This is a genomic window from Kribbella rubisoli (genome assembly GCF_004217145.1).
Lineage (GTDB): Bacteria > Actinomycetota > Actinomycetes > Propionibacteriales > Kribbellaceae > Kribbella > Kribbella rubisoli.
Genome location: NZ_SHKR01000012.1, coordinates 889256 through 907971 on the forward strand (window position 1 = coordinate 889256; position 18716 = coordinate 907971).

Sequence of the window (18716 nt, forward strand, 5' to 3'; positions counted from 1 at the left end):
TGCTCGCGGACAAGGAGACACTGTGACCAAGTACGTCGTGGCGACGGTCGACGAGATTGCCCCCGGTCAGCGGAAGGTGGTCGAGATCGCCAACAGGTCGATCGGCGTTTTCAACGTCAAAGGCAACTACTACGCGATCCGCAACCAGTGCCCGCACGGCGGCGGACCGATGTGCGAGGGCGTGACCTCGGGACTGGTCCGGTCGGACCGGCCGGGGAACTACGACTACATCATGCGCGGGGAGATCATCCGCTGTCCCTGGCACGGCTGGGAGTTCGAGATCGCCACCGGCCAGTCCTGGTTCGACCCCGCGAAAACCAAGGTCAAGGCCTATCAGACCGGAGTGGAGTCCGGGGAGACGCTGGCCAAGAATCCGGAGCTGTCCGCGGCCGGTTTCCAGCCCGGCCCGTACTCCGGCGAGATGTATGAGGTCGAGGTCGATCGCGACTATGTCATTGTCAATATCTGACGCCGCCGGGATGGTGGGCGAGACCACCATCCCGTTGCGGGTGGAGTCGACGGCGCGGGTGTCGGTCGGCGTCACGGAGCTGGTGCTCGTCGCCGACGACGGCTCGGAGTTGCCGCCGTGGGCGCCGGGGAGCCACATCGACGTGGAGATCCGGCCCGGGCTCGTCCGGCAGTACTCGCTGTGCAGCGACCCCGAGGACCGTGGTCGATGGCGCATCGCCGTACTGCGGGAGCCGGAGAGCCGCGGCGGCTCGATCGTGCTGTGCGAGCGGATTCGCGCCGGCGACGTGCTGACGGCGACCGGGCCGCGCAACCACTTCCCGCTGCACGAGTCGCCGCGGTACCTGTTCATTGCCGGCGGCATCGGAATTACGCCGATCATCCCGATGATCAAGGCCGCACACGAAGCCGGCGCCGACTGGCGGCTGGTGTACGGCGGTCGCAGCGAGGCGTCGATGGCCTACCGGGACGAGGTCGCGAGGATCTATCCCGCGCGCGTGCTCGAATGGCCACAGGACCTTCGCGGCCTGATCGAACTGGATCAGCTCCTGGCCGAACCTCAGCCCGGAACGTTGATCTACTGCTGCGGGCCCGAACCGTTGATCGCGGCCGTCGAGGCGAAGAGTGCGCACTGGCCGCACAAAACTCTGCAGGTGGAGCGGTTCGCGCCGCGCCCGCTGACCGACGTACCGCCGAACACCTCGTTCGAGATCGAACTCGTCGACAGCGACGAGGTGCTCGTCGTACCGCCGGACAAATCCATCCTCGAGGTCGTGGACGAGGCCGGGATCTTCGTCTTGTCGAACTGTGAGGAAGGCACCTGCGGGACGTGCCAGACGACTGTGCTGGAAGGCGTTCCGGACCATCGCGACTCCGTCCTCGACGAGGACGAGCGCGCCGCCAACGACACGATGATGATCTGCGTCTCCCGCGCGCTGTCGTCCCGACTGGTCCTCGACCTGTGAAAGGTGAGATCACAAGTGGCTGTACAACAACTTGAGAATTACGCCCGGCCGGAGCAATGGACCGGACTAGAGCTGGTCGACACCGACGTACATATCAATCTCCCCGGCCTGAAGAACCTCTTCCCGTATCTCGAGGCGCGGTGGCGCGACTACATCACCGAGTCCGGTATGGGCGGACTGCCGTCGAACCTCTATCCGTCCAACGCGCCGAACCTGTTCCTGGACGGCTCGCGGCCGGAGCAGGGGCCGGCCGGGTCGAGCCTCGAGCTCCTTCAGGGGCAGCTGCTCGACCCGTGGCAGTTGCAGTACGCGATCCTGAACTGCACTTACGCCATCGACTCGATCCACAACGACGACCTCGCGGCCGCGCTGGCCCGGGCGCTGAATCGCTGGCAGTTGCACGAATGGCTGGAACAGGACGACCGGCTGCGCGGATCCGCCGTACTTCCGCTGCAGAATCCGGCGTTCGCGGCCAAGGAGGTCGAGTGGGCCGCGGAGCACAGCCAGTTCGTCCAGGTGACGGTTCCGTCGCGCAGCCGTGAGCCGCTCGGCCGGCGTGGGTTCTGGCCGATCTACACGGCAGCGCAGGCCGCCGGCTTCGTCGTCGGCGTACAGGCCGGCGGGTTGAGTGGCAACCCGACGACGCCGGTCGGCTGGTCGACGTACTTCGTCGAGGACTACGTGAACGTTCCGCTTGCGTTCCAGACCCAGCTGATGAGCCTTGTCACCGAAGGTGTCTTCGTCGAGTTCCCCGATCTGAAGGTTGCGACGATCGAAGGCGGCTTCAGCTGGTTGCCGCCGATGATGTGGCGGTTCGACAAGGACTGGAAGGGGCTGCGTCGTGAGGTTCCGTGGGTGGAGCGTCCGCCGTCGGAGGTGATCCGCGACCACGTCCGGATGACGATCGCGCCGCTCGACCGGCCCGACAGCCCGCAGCAGTTGCTCGAGGTGATCGACCAGCTGATGTGCGACGACATGCTGATGTTCTCCACCGACTACCCGCATGCGCATTTCGCGAACTCCGCCGACGCGCTGCCGACCGGGATCTCCGACGAACTGCGGACCAAGATCATGGCCGGCAACGCCCACGCGACGTACAGGAGGCTTTCATGACGCAGACAGAGACACGTCCTGCTCGCCGGACCGCGACGAAGCAGATGATCATCGACTGCGACATCCACAACGTGATGGCGCCGGGTGCGTTGGACCCGTATCTGTCGAACCGCTGGCTCAAGCACCACAAGACGTTCGGCTCCCGCCAGCACAACGGGAACGTGTACCCGAAGGGCTCGCCCGCGCGGTACGACGCGTTCCCGCCGTCCGGCCTGCCCGCGGGTGCGGACCTGGGCTTCATGCAGAAGCAGCACCTCGACGGGCTGAACGTCGAGTTCGGCATCCTCGGACCGCTCAGCGGATCGGGCAGCCAGCTCGACCCGGAGTACTCCGCGGCGTTGTCGGCGGCAACCAACGACTGGCAGATCAAGGAGTGGCTGGAGCCGGAGCCGCGGCTGCGCTCGGGCATGATCGTGCCGGCGGAGCACAGCGAGCAGGCCGTCGCGGAGATCGAGCGGCTTGCCGGCCATCCAGGCTTCGTGCAGGTGCTGCTGGTCGCCCGCAGCTCGGCGCCGCTCGGCGATCGCCGGTACTGGAAGATGTACGAGGCTGCCGCGCGGCACGACCTGCCGATCGGCATTCACTACGGCGGCGGCGTTCGCGGCGTACCGATCAGCAGCGCGGGCTGGCCGTCGTTCTACCTGGAGGATCACGCGGGGATGTCCGCCGCGTTCCAGGCGCACGTGGCGAGCCTGATCCTCGGCGGGATCTTCGACCGGCTGCCGAACCTGCGGATCGCGTTGATCGAGGGCGGGTTCGCCTGGTTGCCGTCGCTGGCCTGGCGGCTGGACACGCACTGGGAGCGGTTCCGCGACGAGGTTCCGCAGGTGCGCCGGCGGCCGTCGGAGTACATCCGTGATCACTTCTGGATGACGACGCAGCCGATCGAGGAACCGCATCGGCCGGCCGATCTGCTCAAGGTCTTCGAACACCTCGGCGGCACCGACAAGGTGATGTTCTCGACGGACTATCCGCACTGGGACTTCGATCATCCCTCGCACGCGTTCAAGGTCCGGCTGTCCGCGGAGCAGCGGGACACCATTTACACGGAGAACGCCCGGGCGTTCTACAAGCTGCCGGCGCGGGCGGAGTCGCTTTGACCAAGATCACCTCGATCGAGACGTTCGACGGCCACGGCTGCATCGTCCGTATTCGGACCGACGACGGTCTCGAGGGCTATGGGCAGACCGCGCACTCCGAGGCCCGGATCACGGGGGAGGTGTTGCACTCCCTGGTCGCGCGGAACTATCTCGGCCGCGATCCGTTCGATGTCATGACGCTGGCCGAGGAGTGCGCGCGGGCGGAGTACAAGTACTTCGGCAGCTTCCTGTTCCGTGCGTTGGCCGGCGTCGACACCGCGCTGTGGGACCTCGTGGGGAAGGCGAAGTCGCAGCCGGTCTACCAGCTGCTCGGTGGAAAGTTTCGGCCGTCCGTTCCGGTCTACGGCTCGGGGATGCGTCGCGACACGACGCCCGAGCAGGAGGTCGACCGGATGGTCGCGGCTGTCGCCGAGCACGGGTTCCGCGCGGTGAAGATCAAGATCGGCGAGCGCAACGGTCGGGACGCCGAGTCGCGGACCGGCCGGACCTGGCGACTGGTTCCCTTGCTGCGCAAGGAGCTCGGGGATGACATCGAGCTCAGCGCGGATGCGAACGGCGCCTACTCACCAGGGCAGGCGGTCCGGATCGGCCGCCTGCTGGAGGAGTACGACTACCTGCACTTCGAGGAGCCGGTGCCGTTCTGGGAGTACGAGAACGCGGCGAGCGTCGCGGCGGCGCTCGACATCCCGGTCGGCCTCGGCGAGCAGGAGTTCTCGGTCGACGCGCTGCGCCGGATCATCCAGAGCGGTGTCGACGTCATCCAGCCTGACGTCTGTTACATCGGCGGCATCACGCGCGCCCGGCAGGTCGCCGATCTGGCGAACCTTGCCGGGCTCCCGTGCGTACCGCACTCGTCGGGCAGATCCCTGACGGCGATCTTCACCGCGCATCTGGTCACAGCGATGCCGGCCTGCAACCTCTTCCACGAATGGACGATCGAAGACGCCTCGTCCATGCACGTCTACGAGCCGTTCCCGGTCGCCCGCAACGGCGAGGTGGTCCTCTCCGACGCCCCGGGCTGGGGCGTCGAGATCGCGGACTCGACCCTGCAGCAGATGACCCGAAGAATTTCCACCTGAGCTAGGCGTGAGCCGGTTTTCCGGAACATAACTGCCACTGAGCGCAAACTTCTCTCCGGAAAGCGGCCGGACTACGGCCGGCCGGCACGGCGTGGGTTGCCGAGTCGTGGAGAAAGGCCGCTGTCCGCCGCCAAGATCCACGACTCGAGGAATCTGCCGCGCGCGGCGACCTAAGGACGAAAACAGATATAGCCCTGTCTAGATGGAATTGGGGATCGGGTAGCGGCCCTTGAGGAGGGGCTGGATCTTGGCTTCGAGGCCGTCCAGGACGGTCTTGGCGGGAACCTTGCCGGTGGCAATCTGTTCGATGGCGGGCGTCAGGACCTCTTGGATGGCGGGCACGTTCTTGAGGACCTGGGTGAAGTCGCGGACCGAGTTGTTGAGGCGGTAGTCGACAGCCGCGGTGCGGTACTCCGGCGGGTGTACGTCGTTCTTGGTCCAGGCGTCGATCGCCGAGGCGTCGGAGTAGTACTTCGTCTCGACCGGCATCCACAGGCCCTTCTTGAAGAGGTCGCTGTTGCTGCCGTCGACGCTGTACGCGTAGAGCTCGATCGCCTGCTCGGGATGTTTCGTGGACGAGGACATGACCCGGCAGCTGCCGGCCTCCTGCGTGATCGGCTCCTGGTACGTCGGCAGTACGCCGATGCCGTACTTGAGATCGCTCTCGCCCATGTCGAGCAGCGTCCACTGACCGTCGATCGCCATCGCGACCCGCTTCGTCTGCAGCTGCACCGTGGTGGTCGGCGCGTTCGCGGTGTCGCCGCCACCGAGCTGCGCCGGGCTCGGCGCGACCTTGTGCTTGTAGATCAGGTCCTGCAGGTCCTGGAACACCTTGACGCACTCGGGGCTGTTGAGCGTGTACTTCGTACCGCTCTCGTCGGTGACATCGCCGCCGTTGCTGCGGATCAGCGGATACCAGGTCCACTGCGTCGACAACGGCGCCGAGAGCCCGAACTGACGGATCCGGTCGGCCTTGAAGCCCGAGTCGCTCGGCCGCTTGCCGTTCTGGTCGAGCGTCAGCGCGGTCGCGACCTCGAGCAGTTGGTCCCAGGACCAGGCCTTGTCAGCCTCCGCCGGAGGAGTCATCGACGCGTCGGTGAAGAGGTCCTTGTTGTACCAGAGCAGGCTGATCTCGCTCGCCGCGGGCGTGCCGGCCACCTGCTTGTCGCCGTACCAGAAGAAGTTCTGCGGTTTCCGGCCGGACAGCTGGCTGTACTTCTCGATGTAGGGGTAGATGTTGGCGATCTTGCCCTGCTCGGCCAGCCGGTACGCCGTCGGCGCGGTCATGTACGCGACGTCCGGGAGGTTGTTGCTGGCAACGAGCGTGTTGACCTTGGTCTCGTAGTCGCCCGGCACGTGCACCGGCTGCACCTTGGTGCCGGAGTGGGACTTCTCGAATGCCTTCGTCATCTGCTCGATCGCGGCCTTCTCGTTGGCCGAACCCCAGTACATGAACTGCAGGTTGGCCTGGCCGCCGCTCTTGGTGGTTGATTGCCCACCGCAACCGAAGAGGCCGAGGCCGGCGGTGGCGGCGACGCCGGCGCCGAGGAAGGACCGGCGGGACAGGCCGCGCGGCAGTGAACGTGGATCGGTGGGCATCGCTGGCTCCTTCGAACGCGATGAGAAAGCTGGTACTGGGTACCGCAGGGGTGGGTCAGGCCGGCAACGGATGCTGACCGAGGAAGTCGCGCGAGACCTGCAGTCCTTCGAGGATCTCGGCGCGGCTCTCTTCGTCGACGCACAGGGTGGTCCCCGGGTCGAGCTTGGCAATGGTGTCCAGGACGCTGGTCAGCTCCACCGAGCCCTGTCCCAGCAGGCGGAATTCGCCGTCCTCGTAGTCCTTGAGGTGGATGTTGTCGATCACGGCGGAGAAGTCCGTGAGTAGCCCGGAGATGTCGGTCACGCCGGACTTCAGCAGGTGCCCCGTGTCAACCGTGAGCCGGAGAGTGTTGTCGCGCACGGCCCCGAAGAACACCTCGAAGTCGCGGCGGTGCATGACGGGCTCACCGGTGTGGTGGTGCAGCGACAGTACGACGTCCTGCCCGGCGGCCTCTTCGGCGAGATCGGACAGCTCCCCGGCGAAGCGGATCAGATCGCTGTCGTCGAGCCCGTCCCGGGGTACGTCGTGACACAGCACGACCCGTTGTGAGCCGACGGCACTCGCGAAGCCGATGATCGCGCGCAGCCGCTGCTTGCCCTCGGCATCGAGCGGGTTCATCGTGATCAACGACGAGACATGCCCCGGCTCGGATCCCCACTCGGCCCGGAACCGCTCGGCATCCGCGACCGGATCGGCAAGGTAGTCGCCGTACTGGTTGCCCTTGAGCTGGAGGCCGGCGAACCCGAACTCGGGATAGCGGTCGAACAGCAACCGCTGCTGCTCGGCGCCGCGGGTCGGTTTGGAGAATGCGATCATCACGAGGGCAGACCGTCCTTCAACTCGATGGGGGCGCCGGACTCGGCCGAAAGGTAGGCGCCGTCGAGCAGCGCGATGGTCCGAAGGTTGTCCCGGCCGCTGTTCGGGGCCTCGACGCCGGTCTCCACAGCGGTCAGCAGGCGATCGAGTCCGAGGAACATCGCCTCCGACCGTCCGCTGCCGACCAGCGGGTTGGGGATCGTCTTGGACTCGCCCTCGTGGTGCAGGACGGCTTCGGCGTACCCGAGCTGCAGGGTTCCCGTCGTACCGAAGACCACTGTTTCGGTGCGGTCGAGCCGGCTGGAGAAGCTCTGGACGTAGGTGACCGGGATGTCGCCGAAGAAGATCTGGACGCTGGCGTCGGTCTCACCGACAGCTTCGATGGCAGGCGACGAGAACGTCCGGGCCGACAGCCAAGTCGCTTCCTTGCCCAAGAGCAGGCGGAAGCCGTCGAACCAGTGGATTCCCATCACCGACAACGCGTGGTGTTCCTGGGTCAGCCGCCAGCCCTTGTCCTGCCGGAACATCATCTCCTGCTGGGAGATCGCGAGTACGTCGCCGATCTCGCCCTGCGCGATCAGCTCGCGGCCGAGGCCGAAGGCGTAGCTGTCCCGGAAGTTCTGGTTGACGGCGAGCTGGACCCCCGCCGCGTCACAAGCGTCCACGATCGACTGGGCGTCGGCGAAGTCGAACGAGAGCGGCTTCTCCACGAAGATGTGCTTGCCCGCGGCAGCGAGCTCGAGTACGGCGGAGGTCCGCACGTGGCTCGGCGTACAGACGACTGCGACATCCCAGCCGCCGGCCTCGATCATCTCGGCGACGGACTCGTACGTACGCGTGACGCCGTAGGTGTCGCGCACCCACTCACGTCGTTCGGCGAGCGGATCGGCGGCCGCGACGACCTCGACGCGGTCCGGGTGGTTGGCGTAGCTGGTCAGGTGGGATCGGGAGATGTTGCCTGCCCCGACGAGGGCGATCTTGTGTGCGGTCATGTGCCTTCCAGTGCAGTCGGCGGAGGGAGTGGGTCAGCCCTTGACCCCGGTCAGGGTGACGCCTTCGATCAGGTAGCGCTGGGCGAAAAAGAACAGGACGACGATCGGCAGGATCGTCGCGGTGGCGGCCGCCATCAGGTAGCCCCACTGCGCGTTGTAGGTGCCCTGGAACGACGCGAGGCCGAGGGCGAGGGTGAACTTGCTGCTGTCGTTGAGGTAGATCAGCGGATCGAGGAACTCGTTCCAGGTCCGGATGAAGGTGAAGATCCCGACCACCATCAGGGCCGGCTTCGACAGCGGGACGATCACCTGCCAGAACACCCGCAGCGGCGAGGCTCCGTCGATGTACGCCGCCTCGTCGAGCTCGTACGGGATGGTCAGGAAGAACTGCCGGAGCAGGAAGACGTTGAAGATGCCGCCGCCCGCGCCGCCGAGCCAGGCCGGCACGATCAGCGGGTAGTAGGTGTTGATCGCCTGGACCGCGTCCCACATCAGGAACGTGGGCACGAGCAGCACCGCCTGCGGCAGCATCAGCCCGCTGAGCAGGATGCCGAAGACGACGTTGCGTCCGCGCCAACGCAGCCGGGAGAAACTGAACGCCGCGATCGAGCAGGTGAGCAGCGTCCCGATGACCGTGAAGACCTCGATGATCATCGTGTTGAGGAAGTACCGGGCGAACGGTTGCGCGGTCAGCGCGCCGCTGAAGTTCGACCACTCGAACGGACGCGGGATCCATTGCGGCGGTGCGATGAACATCTGGTTGTTGTCCATCAGCGCGCTGCGGACCAGCCAGACGAACGGCAGCAGGGTCGGGACGACGCCGATGACGAGCACGGCGTAGAGGAGGATCCGTCGCTTGCGGACTTTGGTCATCGCGCGGCTCCCATCTCGTAGTAGACCCAGCGGTTGGAGGACCGGAAGAGCGCCACCGTGATCACCATGACGATCACGAACAGGGCCCAGGCCAGCGCGCTCGCGTAGCCCATCTCGCTCTTGGTGAAGGCGGTCGTGTAGAGGTAGTACACGTAGAACGTCGACGCGTTGTTCGGGCCGCCCTGGGTCATGATGTAGGCCTGGTTGAAGACCTGGAACGTGCCGATGATGCTGGTGACGAGGTTGTAGAACAGCACCGGCGTCATCATCGGCAGCGTGACGTGCCGGAACTGCCGCCAGGCGCCGCCGCCGTCGATCGCCACCGCCTCGTAGAGATGCCGGGGTACGCCCTGCAGGCCGGCGAGGAAGATCACCATGATGTTGCCGAAACCCCAACTGCTCATGAGGATCAGCGACGGCACCACAGCGGTCTCACTGAAGACCCAGTTGGAGGTTGGCGCCCCCAATTGCCGCAGTGTCGAGTTCAGCAGGCCGAAGTCCGGGTTGAAGATCCACAGCCACAGCACGGCATTGGCGACGCTCGGCACCAAGGTCGGCAGGTAGTAGATGGTGCGATAGACGCCGAGACCGCGGACCTTCGCGTTCAGCAGCATCGCGATCGCGAACGCGACCACCAGCGTCAGCGGCACCGCGCCCAGCGTGTAGTACGTCGTGACGCCGAGCGACTTGAGGAACAGCGGGTCCTGGCTGAACATGTGCACGTAGTTGTCGACCCCGACGAACGATGGTGTCGAGCCGATGGTCCAGTCGGTCAGGCTGAGCACCGCCGAGACCGCCATCGGCGCCAGGCTGAAGACGACGAACCCGATGATGGCAGGCAACGCCAGCAGCAGACCCCAGCGGCGCTCGAGCCGGCTCTGCCCGCTGACCCCGCTCCGAAGCTTCCGCGCCGCTCGCGTCACAGCAGTACGGCGGATCGCGACCTCGTCTGTCATGTCACCCTCCCGGCTTCTACTCGCCGACGACCTTCCGGTCGGGTGTCGAGAACGCGATCAGCATCACCGCGGTGTCGCTACCGACGTTGCGCGCGTTGTGGACTGTCCCCGCCGGGATCGAGATGGTGTCGCCGGCGGACATCGGCAGCTGGGTATCGCCGAGGCGGTGGTCGATCGTCCCACTGACGACGTGCAGCACCTCGTCGCAGTTCGGGTGGTAGTGCGGGGGATTCTGCTCGCCGGGCTCGATCGTGCACCGACCGATCGTCATCGTGTCGGAGTTGCCGATGGCCCCCGAAACCATCCACTCCAGCTTGCCCCACGGCTGGGGCTCGACGACGACCTTGTCGGCAGGTGTCAGTCCTCCACGGCCCACGATGTGCCTCCTGGCGTTGGCTGTCCGTTGTCCTGCCATCCTGGAAGCAGGACGCGAACTCCGACAGTGCCAATTCGGCACTCGTGGCGAGGATCAGCCGCGGTTGCCGACGATCCGCCAGGCCTCGGCCAGCGCGCGTACTCCGGCCAATAGTTCGGCATGGCTCGCCGCGAACCCGATCCGCAGGTGGTCGTCGAAGTCGTCGACACAGCTGAAGGTCGGACCGGGAAGCAGCTGTACGCCGAGACGTTCCGCGCGCTGGACGAGCGTCGTCGCGATCGGGATCGGCAGCCGGACCCACAAGGACGCCCCGCCCACCGGGACGACAGGTTCCCATTCCGGCAGGAGTTCGGTGAGTGAGCCGACGACGAGGTCGCGGGCCGCCCCGAGTACCCGGCTGCGCTCGGCTCTGGCCTCGTCGATCCGTGGCAGGAGCCGTGCAGTCGTCACCTGCGCGAGGAGCGACGTACCGAGATCCTCGCCTGCCTTGATCGAGGCCAGGGCCGCGACGGTCGCGGGGTCCGCCCGCAACCATCCCACTCGCAGGCCGCCCCAGAACGACTTGCTGACCGAGCCGACCGTGATCACGCTGGACCCCCAAGCGGCCATCGGCGTCGCGGGCGGTTCGTCGATCATCGCGTCCGCCAGCGTCGTGTCGTCGAGCACGGTCAGGCCGAGGTTCGTGGCGGTGATCGCGAGCTGCCGTCGCCGGCCGGTGTTCATCACCGAACCGGTCGGGTTGTGCACGGTCGACTGCATCACGAGGAGCTTCGGCTTGGTACGGCGTACCGCTGCGATCAGCTCGGAGGTCTCGATGCCGTACGGTCCGCGCCGGATCGGTTCGAGGCGCGCGCCCGCGGCCCGGAGTACCTCGATCGCGCCGCGGAACGACGGCTCCTCGACCAGCGCGACCGAGCCCGGCTCGAGCATCGAGACCGCGGCCATCCGCATCGCCTGCTGGGCGCCCGAGGTGATCAGGATCTGGTCCTGGATAGTGGGCAGGCCGATCGAGCTGTAGTACTTCGCGACCTCGACGCGCAGCGCGGGCAGACCTTCGGGGACGTACCCGTGGGAGTCGACCAGCGGCGCGAGCTCCGGACCCACGACCGAGGCCGCGTCGACGACCAGGCGGAGTCCCGGGAGCGCGGCGCTGCGCAGGTCGATCCGCGGCCCGATGCTCGGCGCGTTCGCCAGGAACGACTCGAACCGGTCGTCGCCGCGTACCCCGAGGAACTGCCGGGCCGAGCTGACATACGTGCCGTCACCGCGCCGGCTGGTCAGGATCCCGTCGCCGCGCAACTCGTCGAACGCCGAGCCGACGGTGTTGCGACTGACGTCCAGCGCCTCGGCGAGCGAGCGTTCGGACGGCAGCCGGACACCGGCCGCGAGCTTGCCGGAGACGACCAGCATCCGCAGGTGACTCGCCAGTTGGGTGTGCAGAGCGCCCTCGCCCAGTCCCCACTGTCCCATCAGGCGAACCATCTGATGCACATTCAGCGGGGTGACCATTCGCGGGGAATTGGCTCTCGTTGCCTTCATTCCGGTCCTCCATCATGGGACAGAACTTCGGGAGGAGACCATGGCCACCGTCGCACTCGTAGGCACGCTCGACACCAAGAGCTCCGAGTATCGGTTCGTCGCCGAACGACTCCACGACCTCGGAGTCGAGGTGATCATGATCGACTGCGGAGTGCTAGGGGAGCCGGGCTTCCCACCGCAGATCTCTCGCCGTGAGGTCGCCGGGCGAGCCGGTGAGGACCTCGACCGATTGGTCGCTGCAGGTGATCGCGGCGACGCCGTCCAGGCGATGTCGCGCGGTGCGGCGAAGGTCGTCGAGGAGTTGTACGCCGCCGGCCGGCTACAGGGCGCGATGGCGCTTGGCGGCACCGGCGGTACCTCGCTGGCAGCAGCAGCGTTCCGGCCGCTGCCGCTCGGAGTACCCAAGCTGATCGTCTCGACAGCCGCTGCCGGCGACAATTCGCCGTACGTCGGTGAGACGGATCTGATTCTGGTCCCGAGCGTGGTCGATGTGGCCGGACTGAACCGGATCTCGACCCGTGTCCTCGGCAATGCCGCCGCGGCGATGGCCGGCATGGTCACCGCGGCGCCCGTCCAGGCGTCCAGCGACGAGAAGCCGCTGGTGGCTGCTTCGATGTTCGGCGTCACGACCCCCTGCGTCACCAGGGCGCGGGAGCAGTTGGAGGCGCTGGGGTACGAGGTCCTGGTGTTCCACATGACGGGCGCCGGCGGACGCACTCTCGAATCGCTGGTGTCGAACGGCATGCTCGCAGGCGTCCTCGACGTCACGACGACCGAGCTGGCCGATCACCTCGTCGGCGGAATCTTCGACGCCGGACCCGATCGGCTCTGCGCGGCGGCGCGGACCGGCACTCCCGCGGTCGTCTCGCTCGGTGCTCTCGACATGGTCAACTTCGGGCCGGTCGACACCGTGCCTTCGCAGTTCGCGGATCGCCTGTTCTACCAGCACAACGCCACCACGACCTTGATGCGTACGACGCCCGCGGAGTGTCGCGAGCTCGGCACCCAACTGGCGGCAAGGGTTCGCGAGTCAGTCGGGCCTGCGACCGTCTTCATTCCCTTGAACGGCATCTCGGCGATCGCGGTCAAGGACGGGGCGTTCTACGACCCGGAGGCCGATCAGGAACTGTTCGACGCTGTCCGCGCCGGACTGCGGGACAGCTCTGTCGAGCTGGTCGAACTGAGCTCTGACATCAACGCCGTGGAGTTCGCCGACGCCATGGTGCAGCGGTTGCACAGCGCGATATCCACTGCCCGGTGAGCAATGAGAGATCACGAGGGAGACCGAGTATGGGCCGAATCGAGCGCCACGACATCCTGCAGCGGCTGCGCGGCAAGGTGGAGCGGCACGAGCCGATCGTCGGCGGCGGGGCCGGCACCGGCCTGTCCGCCAAGTGCGAGGAGGCCGGCGGGATCGACCTGATCATCGTCTACAACTCGGGACGGTTCCGGATGGCGGGCCGCGGTTCGCTGGCCGGGTTGCTTGCCTACGGCAACGCCAACGACATCGTGCTCGAGATGGCCGCCGAGATCGTCACCGTCGTCGAGCGGACGCCGGTGCTGGCCGGCGTCAATGCCACCGACCCGTTCTACCAGCCCGACGCCTTCCTCGCGAAGCTCGTCGCGGCCGGGTACTCCGGCGTGCAGAACTTCCCGACCGTCGGGCTGATCGACGGCACCTTCCGCCAGAACCTCGAAGAGACCGGCATGGGCTATCAGCGAGAGGTCGAGCTGATCCGGCTCGCGGCCGAGCGCGACCTGCTGACCACGCCGTACGTCTTCTCCGCCGAGGACGCCGCCGCGATGGCCGAGGCCGGCGCCGACGTGATCGTCTGCCATATGGGCCTGACCACCGGCGGCCAGATCGGCGCCGAGACCGCGCGCAACCTCGACGACTGCGTCCAACTGAGCAACGAATGGTCCGAGGCCGCCCGCGCCGTCCGCGACGACGTCATCATCCTCGTCCACGGCGGCCCGGTCGCCGAACCCGCCGACGCCGAATACGTCCTCCGCAAGACCACCGGCATCCACGGCTTCTACGGCGCTTCCTCCCTCGAACGCCTCCCGGTCGAACGAGCCCTGGTCGAGCAGACCCGGGCGTTCACCTCGATCACCTTCTAGACCTGGTCCGAGCCCGCCGACGCCGGCGGGCTCGGACGTCGTCGGCTAGGTGGTGGTGAGGAATTGGACCTCGGCGAGGTTGGTGAAGCCGCCGTGGTTGTCGCTGACGCGGAGTAGTGGTTGAGAGGTTGGGGCGGTCAGGGGGTAGACGTACCACTGGTTGCCGTCGGCAATTCCGGTGACGGTCGTGAGGGTTGTCCAGGTGGTGCCGCCGTCGGATGAGCCTTGGACGACGGTCCCGTTGGCGCGGCCGGGGAAGTTACTGCGGGGATGGACCCGGATCGCGTCGAACGTGAGAGGCGTGGTGGGGCTGACCTGGACCCAGCCGTTGCCGCTCGTGGTATCGGTGAAGGTGTTGATGTCGCCGTCGAACATCCGCCAGCCGTTCGCCTCCGGCGTGCCTACGCCGGGGAATGCGGGGCTGGAGGCAACGACCCAGCTCTGCTCGACCGGCACCGTGCGGACGCGGGTGTTCCAGAGTTGGAGTGAGCTGCCGTCGGTGGTGTCGACGATGGTCGCACCAGTCTGACCAGTGGAGGTGGTGTAGTCGACGCTGAACCGCAGCGTGCGGCCGTACGCGACGTCATCGGGCAGTGTCGCGGTCGCCGTCCAGTGGGTGCTGTCGCTGCTGGTGACGTGAGCGTCGAGACCCTCGATGCTCGCCGCCACGGTGCTCAGTGGTTCGCCGGCGGTCATGGTGAGGGTGACGGTGTCGCCGTCCTGCGCGAGGGTCGGATCGCTGTCGTTCGAGGCGATCGAGACGGACTGCATCGCCGTACTCATCTCGACCCGCTGGCCGTAGACCCGGAACTCGCTGAAGCTGGACAAACCGGGGTACGCCGGATCGGTCGGCACACCCGGATGGTCGACCTGGAGCTTCACGAACCGGAAGCTCTTGCCCTTGACCTCGTCACGGACCGGGATCCGCTCCAGAGCGAACCCATTGTCCGAGGTATCGGTCGTTTCGCGCGACGTCAGCAACGTCCAGGTCCGGCCGTCGTTGGACCCGTAGACATTGGCGCCCTGGGTCCGATTCGCGAAGTTGTACCGGGCCTGCAACCCGAACGCGTCAGCCGTGACCCGGAAGCCGGACCCGAAGTCGATGATCGCCGGCGCGGTCAGGTCGCCGGAGAACGTGTTGAAGTCACCGTCGAGCAGGTTGCCCAGGGCAACCGGGGACAACGTCGCCGAGGTGGCCCGGCCGAAGTAGTCGAACGATCCGTCGTCGGACATCGTCGGCGTCAGCTTCTCCAGGTGCGCGACCGCGTTCTGGAGGGTGACGAGATCAGCGGCGAAGGTCGCCGAGTCCGCGCTCTGGACGTGACCTTCGGCCACGGCCTTGGCTGTCTCGACCGCACTCGCGGTCGCACGGGTGTAACCGACAGCGTCGTACCCGTCCAGCGCCGCACGGATCGCCGCCGAGCGGTCCCGGCTGACCGTCAGCCGGACCCGGAGTACGGCGTCTGTGGTCGGGTCGGAGGCAACGACGAACGTGTTGACCGTGCCGACCTGCCGCGTGGTCGGACGCCACGTCAGCGTTCCCGTCTGCGCGTCGATCGCTGCGCCCGCGGGCAGTGTTGTTCCAGCTGTGTAGGTCAGCGGATCGTTGTCCGTAGCAACGAGAGTCGCTGACAGCGGCTCACCCGCGACACCGAGCAGGCGTAGGTCGGAGCCTTGCGGGAACTGCGGTGGTGACAGCTCGGTCTTCGCCTTCAGGTTGACGGCATCGAGATCCACATCGGATCCCAAGACCGTGTAATACGCGAGATACTCGCCGCCGGCGCTGCCGCGAAGCTTGCTGGTGCTCATGTCGTACGTGATGTACCGCCACTTGCCGTGCGTGTCAGGCAGCGTCAACGAGTAGTACGGCGCGAGCGTTCGTTGCTTGCGGATCTGCAAGGTCGCCGTACCGGTCGTCCGGATGAGAATGCCGACCGGGCTGTACCCGGACCGGTCGTCGTACAGCAGGGTCCGCACCGCCAAGGTCGAGTGGGCCTTCATCCGGACGTACGTCCCGTGCACCGACGTCCCCGGCGTGATCGGCACAGTGCGCGTCTCGGCTTGAACCAGTGCGTTCTGCTGCACCGGCGTCGTCGTACCGGCGAGCGATGCTGGGAACGACAGCCAGGCGTCCGGATTGAAGTCCGGGTTGCTGTTCCAGAAGTTGTACGGCGCTGTGCCCCAGAAGAACTGTGGTCCGCCGTCCTGCTTGGTCGCGAGCTCGGTGATGCTCGGCGCGATCTTGGAAACAGCCGGTCCGAGCAGGCCCTCGTAGATCGTGTAGAGCTCGTTGGTGGGGTCGAAGAGCCGGCCGCGATACGCCTGCGACAGGACTCCGCCGCGTTGGGTGGTGTCGATCCAGGGGATGTCCTTGCCCATCATGAACGCGAAGAACTGCTCCGATCCGCGCAGCAGCCGGTAGTCCCCGAACGCGTACGGCGAGACCGCGTCGCGCCGCGTCGACACCGTGCCGAGGACCGGGTCGAGCCGGGTGCCCTGGACGTCGATGACCCGCGCGAGCTGGGTCAGCATCGTGACGTCGTCCCAGGCGTGCGCCTGGTCCCGTCCCATCTCCTGCAACTGCACGAACGAGCGCCCGTACGGATTGCGCGGATCGTTCTTGGCAATGACCGGCATCACCTTGCTGAGGGCGCCGTTGGTGTCGACGTCGGTGTTGGTCGAGTTGACCGAGAACCACTCGACCGCCTCGCGATAGCGGGCGAGGTTGTCGGTGAAGATGTAGCCGGCGATCGCGCCGATCAGCGAGTAGCTGTGCTGACCCATGAAGTTGTGGTTGCGATACAGGAAGGTCTGGGTCAGCGGTACGACGAGGTTGGCGGTCAGGTTCGCCGTGTCGCTGTCGTTCCAGGCGAGGTCGTAGCCGCTCGTCCCCGGGTTCACGCTGGTGTAGCGCAGGATCTCCGCGGCCGCGAGCATCCGCATCAGCGGGGCGCCGCTGTGGATGTGGGCGTCCGGGTAGTACACGTAGCCGTTCGGATCCATGTGGCTCCAGATCCGGATCAGCCGCAGGCTGTTCTCGCGGTACATCGGATCGCCGGTGATGACGTACTGGATCGCCTGCGTGTACGCGCGGAACGCGTCGTCGATGAACTGCGACTCGACGCCCTGCGAGTTGAACGCCTTGTTCGCGGGCTGGTCCGCACCGGGGCCAAGGTTCCGTGAACTGAAGGTCGTCGACGCGTACGACGTGGCGGTCATCGCCGCGTAGTACGACGCCCACGGTTCCACGTGCTGCTGAACCTGGGTCCGCGCGGTCTCGAGGGATGACGCGCTGACCGCCAGACCGGGATGCACGAACCCGGCCGCTGAGGTCACGCGGTTGATCGTTGGCGCGGGAAACCCGGCGGCGGCCGCGGGTGGCGCGACCCCCACGAGCCCGCCTATCGCAGTGAGGACGGCAGCCACCGCAACCGCCACGGCTGCCCGGAGCTGATTCATCGTGGGTCACTCTCCCTAGATCGTCGGCGGGACCAGCGGGAGCCTCGCATCGCGGTCAGCGGCGGCCAAGAACGAAGTCGTTCCCGAAATTTTTGGAACCCTCATAGTTAACGATTGCTGTGCGACGCTTGAGCGCACATCGAGCGGTTGATCCAGAAAGCGCTCTCTGGACTTTGGAGGTACCGTGCCCGATCGACCGCCGGCCGTCTTCGTGTTGTCCGCGGAGCACTGGCCGTCGCTGTTCCCGGCCGCCGTCCTGCAGCGGATCGGCGAACTCGTCGCCTGCGACCCGGTGTTGGTCGTCGACCGGTTCGACGATCCGCGCCTCGACGGGCGGCTCGCTGATCTCGAGATCCTGATCACCGGCTGGGGCTGTCCCGCGGTCGACGTACCGCTACTGGATGCGATGCCGAAACTCCGCGCGGTGCTGCATGCCGCCGGCAGTGTGAAAGGGCACCTGTGTCCGGAGGTGTGGGAGCGGGGCGTTGCCGTCTCGTCAGCGGCGTCGGCCAACGCCGTACCGGTCGCGGAGTACACCCTCGGCGCGATCCTCCTGGCAGGCAAGGGCGCGTTCGGATTGCGCGAGCGCTATCGCCGCGAGCGGGGCTTCGAGCTGGGGTTCATCCATCCGGATGTGGGGAACTACGGGCGCACGGTCGGCATCATCGGCGCATCCCGGATCGGCCGGCAGGTGATCGATCTCCTGCGGCCGCTGGACTTCCGCGTCCAGGTCTACGACCCGTACGCCGAGGACGTGGATGTGGTCGACCTGGCGACGCTGCTCTCGACCAGCGACATCGTCAGCGTGCATGCGCCCTCCACGCCGGAGACGTACCGCATGATCGGGCGGGAGCAGTTGGCGCTGATGCCCGACGGCGCGACGTTGATCAACACCGCGCGCGGACAGCTCGTCGACACGGAGGCGCTGACCGCCGAACTGCTGTCGGGACGGCTCGCGGCGATCCTCGACGTGACCGATCCCGAGCCGTTGCAGCCGGGCTCGCCGCTGTTCAGCCTGCCGAACGCGTTCCTCACACCACACGTCGCGGGATCGCACGGCAACGAGCTCACCCGCCTCGGCGCCTGCGTCGCGGATGAGCTCCAGCGCTTCCTGGCCGGGGACCCGCTCCGCTTCCCGGTCACGCTCGCCGATCTCGATCGCGGTGCCTGAAAGACAACGATCCCTGCCCTTGACACGCCTTGGCGGCGCAGTTAGGTTCCCGACAGATGGAAAGCGCTTTCTATAGAAATCGGAAGGA

At 66.8% G+C, this 18716-nt stretch carries 16 protein-coding genes; 8 read left to right on the forward strand and 8 right to left on the reverse strand.

Annotated features, from left to right (window positions below; genetic code table 11):
- Positions 1-22 precede the first annotated feature (22 nt).
- From EV645_RS18555 to EV645_RS18575, 5 genes are read left to right on the forward strand one after another with little or no spacing between them, the layout of a single operon-like run.
- A complete protein-coding gene (locus tag EV645_RS18555) occupies positions 23-469 on the forward strand; it encodes a Rieske (2Fe-2S) protein (RefSeq protein WP_130445135.1) in 447 nt (148 codons plus the stop codon).
- Between the two features lie 10 nt (positions 470-479).
- Positions 480-1433: a PDR/VanB family oxidoreductase gene (locus EV645_RS18560; protein WP_130445136.1), complete on the forward strand. Its 954-nt coding sequence runs from the start codon at positions 480-482 to the stop codon at positions 1431-1433.
- Positions 1434-1448: 15 nt separating this feature from the next.
- Entirely contained in the window at positions 1449-2546 is a 1098-nt protein-coding gene (locus tag EV645_RS18565) for an amidohydrolase family protein (RefSeq protein WP_130445137.1), read from the forward strand.
- Positions 2543-3646, forward strand: a complete 1104-nt coding sequence (locus tag EV645_RS18570; protein ID WP_242000499.1) for an amidohydrolase family protein — start codon at positions 2543-2545, stop codon at positions 3644-3646. Before EV645_RS18565 ends, EV645_RS18570 begins: the two co-directional genes overlap by 4 nt.
- The gene (locus EV645_RS18575) at positions 3643-4725 is read left to right on the forward strand and encodes a mandelate racemase/muconate lactonizing enzyme family protein (RefSeq protein ID WP_130445138.1); all 1083 of its coding nucleotides are present in this window, start codon (positions 3643-3645) and stop codon (positions 4723-4725) included. Before EV645_RS18570 ends, EV645_RS18575 begins: the two co-directional genes overlap by 4 nt.
- A 198-nt stretch (positions 4726-4923) precedes the next feature.
- Here the strand turns inward: EV645_RS18575 and EV645_RS18580 are convergent, their stop codons facing one another.
- The 7 genes from EV645_RS18580 to EV645_RS18610 all read right to left on the reverse strand — a co-directional run bounded on the left by EV645_RS18580 (position 4924) and on the right by EV645_RS18610 (position 11820).
- Positions 4924-6324, reverse strand: a complete 1401-nt coding sequence (locus EV645_RS18580) for an extracellular solute-binding protein (protein ID WP_130445139.1) — start codon at positions 6322-6324, stop codon at positions 4924-4926.
- A gap of 55 nt (positions 6325-6379) precedes the next feature.
- Positions 6380-7141, reverse strand: coding sequence for a sugar phosphate isomerase/epimerase family protein (locus EV645_RS18585; RefSeq protein ID WP_242000500.1), 762 nt, complete (start codon positions 7139-7141; stop codon positions 6380-6382).
- Positions 7141-8133: a Gfo/Idh/MocA family protein gene (locus EV645_RS18590; RefSeq protein ID WP_130445141.1), complete on the reverse strand. Its 993-nt coding sequence runs from the start codon at positions 8131-8133 to the stop codon at positions 7141-7143. The genes EV645_RS18585 and EV645_RS18590 overlap by 1 nt, the downstream gene beginning before the upstream one ends.
- Before the next feature lie 33 nt (positions 8134-8166).
- Positions 8167-9006: a carbohydrate ABC transporter permease gene (locus EV645_RS18595; protein WP_130445142.1), complete on the reverse strand. Its 840-nt coding sequence runs from the start codon at positions 9004-9006 to the stop codon at positions 8167-8169.
- Positions 9003-9962 (reverse strand): carbohydrate ABC transporter permease, encoded by a 960-nt coding sequence (locus EV645_RS18600; protein ID WP_130445143.1) that lies wholly within the window; start codon positions 9960-9962, stop codon positions 9003-9005. The genes EV645_RS18595 and EV645_RS18600 overlap by 4 nt, the downstream gene beginning before the upstream one ends.
- Before the next feature lie 16 nt (positions 9963-9978).
- A complete protein-coding gene (locus EV645_RS18605) occupies positions 9979-10338 on the reverse strand; it encodes a cupin domain-containing protein (protein ID WP_242000501.1) in 360 nt (119 codons plus the stop codon).
- A gap of 93 nt (positions 10339-10431) precedes the next feature.
- Positions 10432-11820, reverse strand: coding sequence for an aminotransferase-like domain-containing protein (locus tag EV645_RS18610; RefSeq protein ID WP_206751447.1), 1389 nt, complete (start codon positions 11818-11820; stop codon positions 10432-10434).
- A 97-nt stretch (positions 11821-11917) separates the two neighbouring features.
- On the opposite strand from EV645_RS18610, the gene EV645_RS18615 reads away from it, so the two are divergent.
- Both EV645_RS18615 and EV645_RS18620 read left to right on the forward strand, forming a co-directional pair.
- The gene (locus EV645_RS18615; RefSeq protein ID WP_130445146.1) at positions 11918-13138 is read left to right on the forward strand and encodes a Tm-1-like ATP-binding domain-containing protein; all 1221 of its coding nucleotides are present in this window, start codon (positions 11918-11920) and stop codon (positions 13136-13138) included.
- Between the two features lie 29 nt (positions 13139-13167).
- The gene (locus tag EV645_RS18620; protein ID WP_130445147.1) at positions 13168-13998 is read left to right on the forward strand and encodes a phosphoenolpyruvate hydrolase family protein; all 831 of its coding nucleotides are present in this window, start codon (positions 13168-13170) and stop codon (positions 13996-13998) included.
- A 45-nt stretch (positions 13999-14043) separates the two neighbouring features.
- On the opposite strand, the gene EV645_RS18625 is transcribed toward EV645_RS18620, so the two are convergent.
- Positions 14044-17457 carry a discoidin domain-containing protein gene (locus tag EV645_RS18625; protein ID WP_130445148.1) on the reverse strand — a complete coding sequence of 1138 codons (3414 nt, stop codon included), beginning with the start codon at positions 17455-17457 and terminating at the stop codon, positions 14044-14046.
- Between the two features lie 184 nt (positions 17458-17641).
- Between EV645_RS18625 and EV645_RS18630 the strand changes: the two genes are divergently transcribed.
- Positions 17642-18628, forward strand: a complete 987-nt coding sequence (locus tag EV645_RS18630) for a hydroxyacid dehydrogenase (protein WP_130445149.1) — start codon at positions 17642-17644, stop codon at positions 18626-18628.
- Positions 18629-18716: the final 88 nt, after the last annotated feature.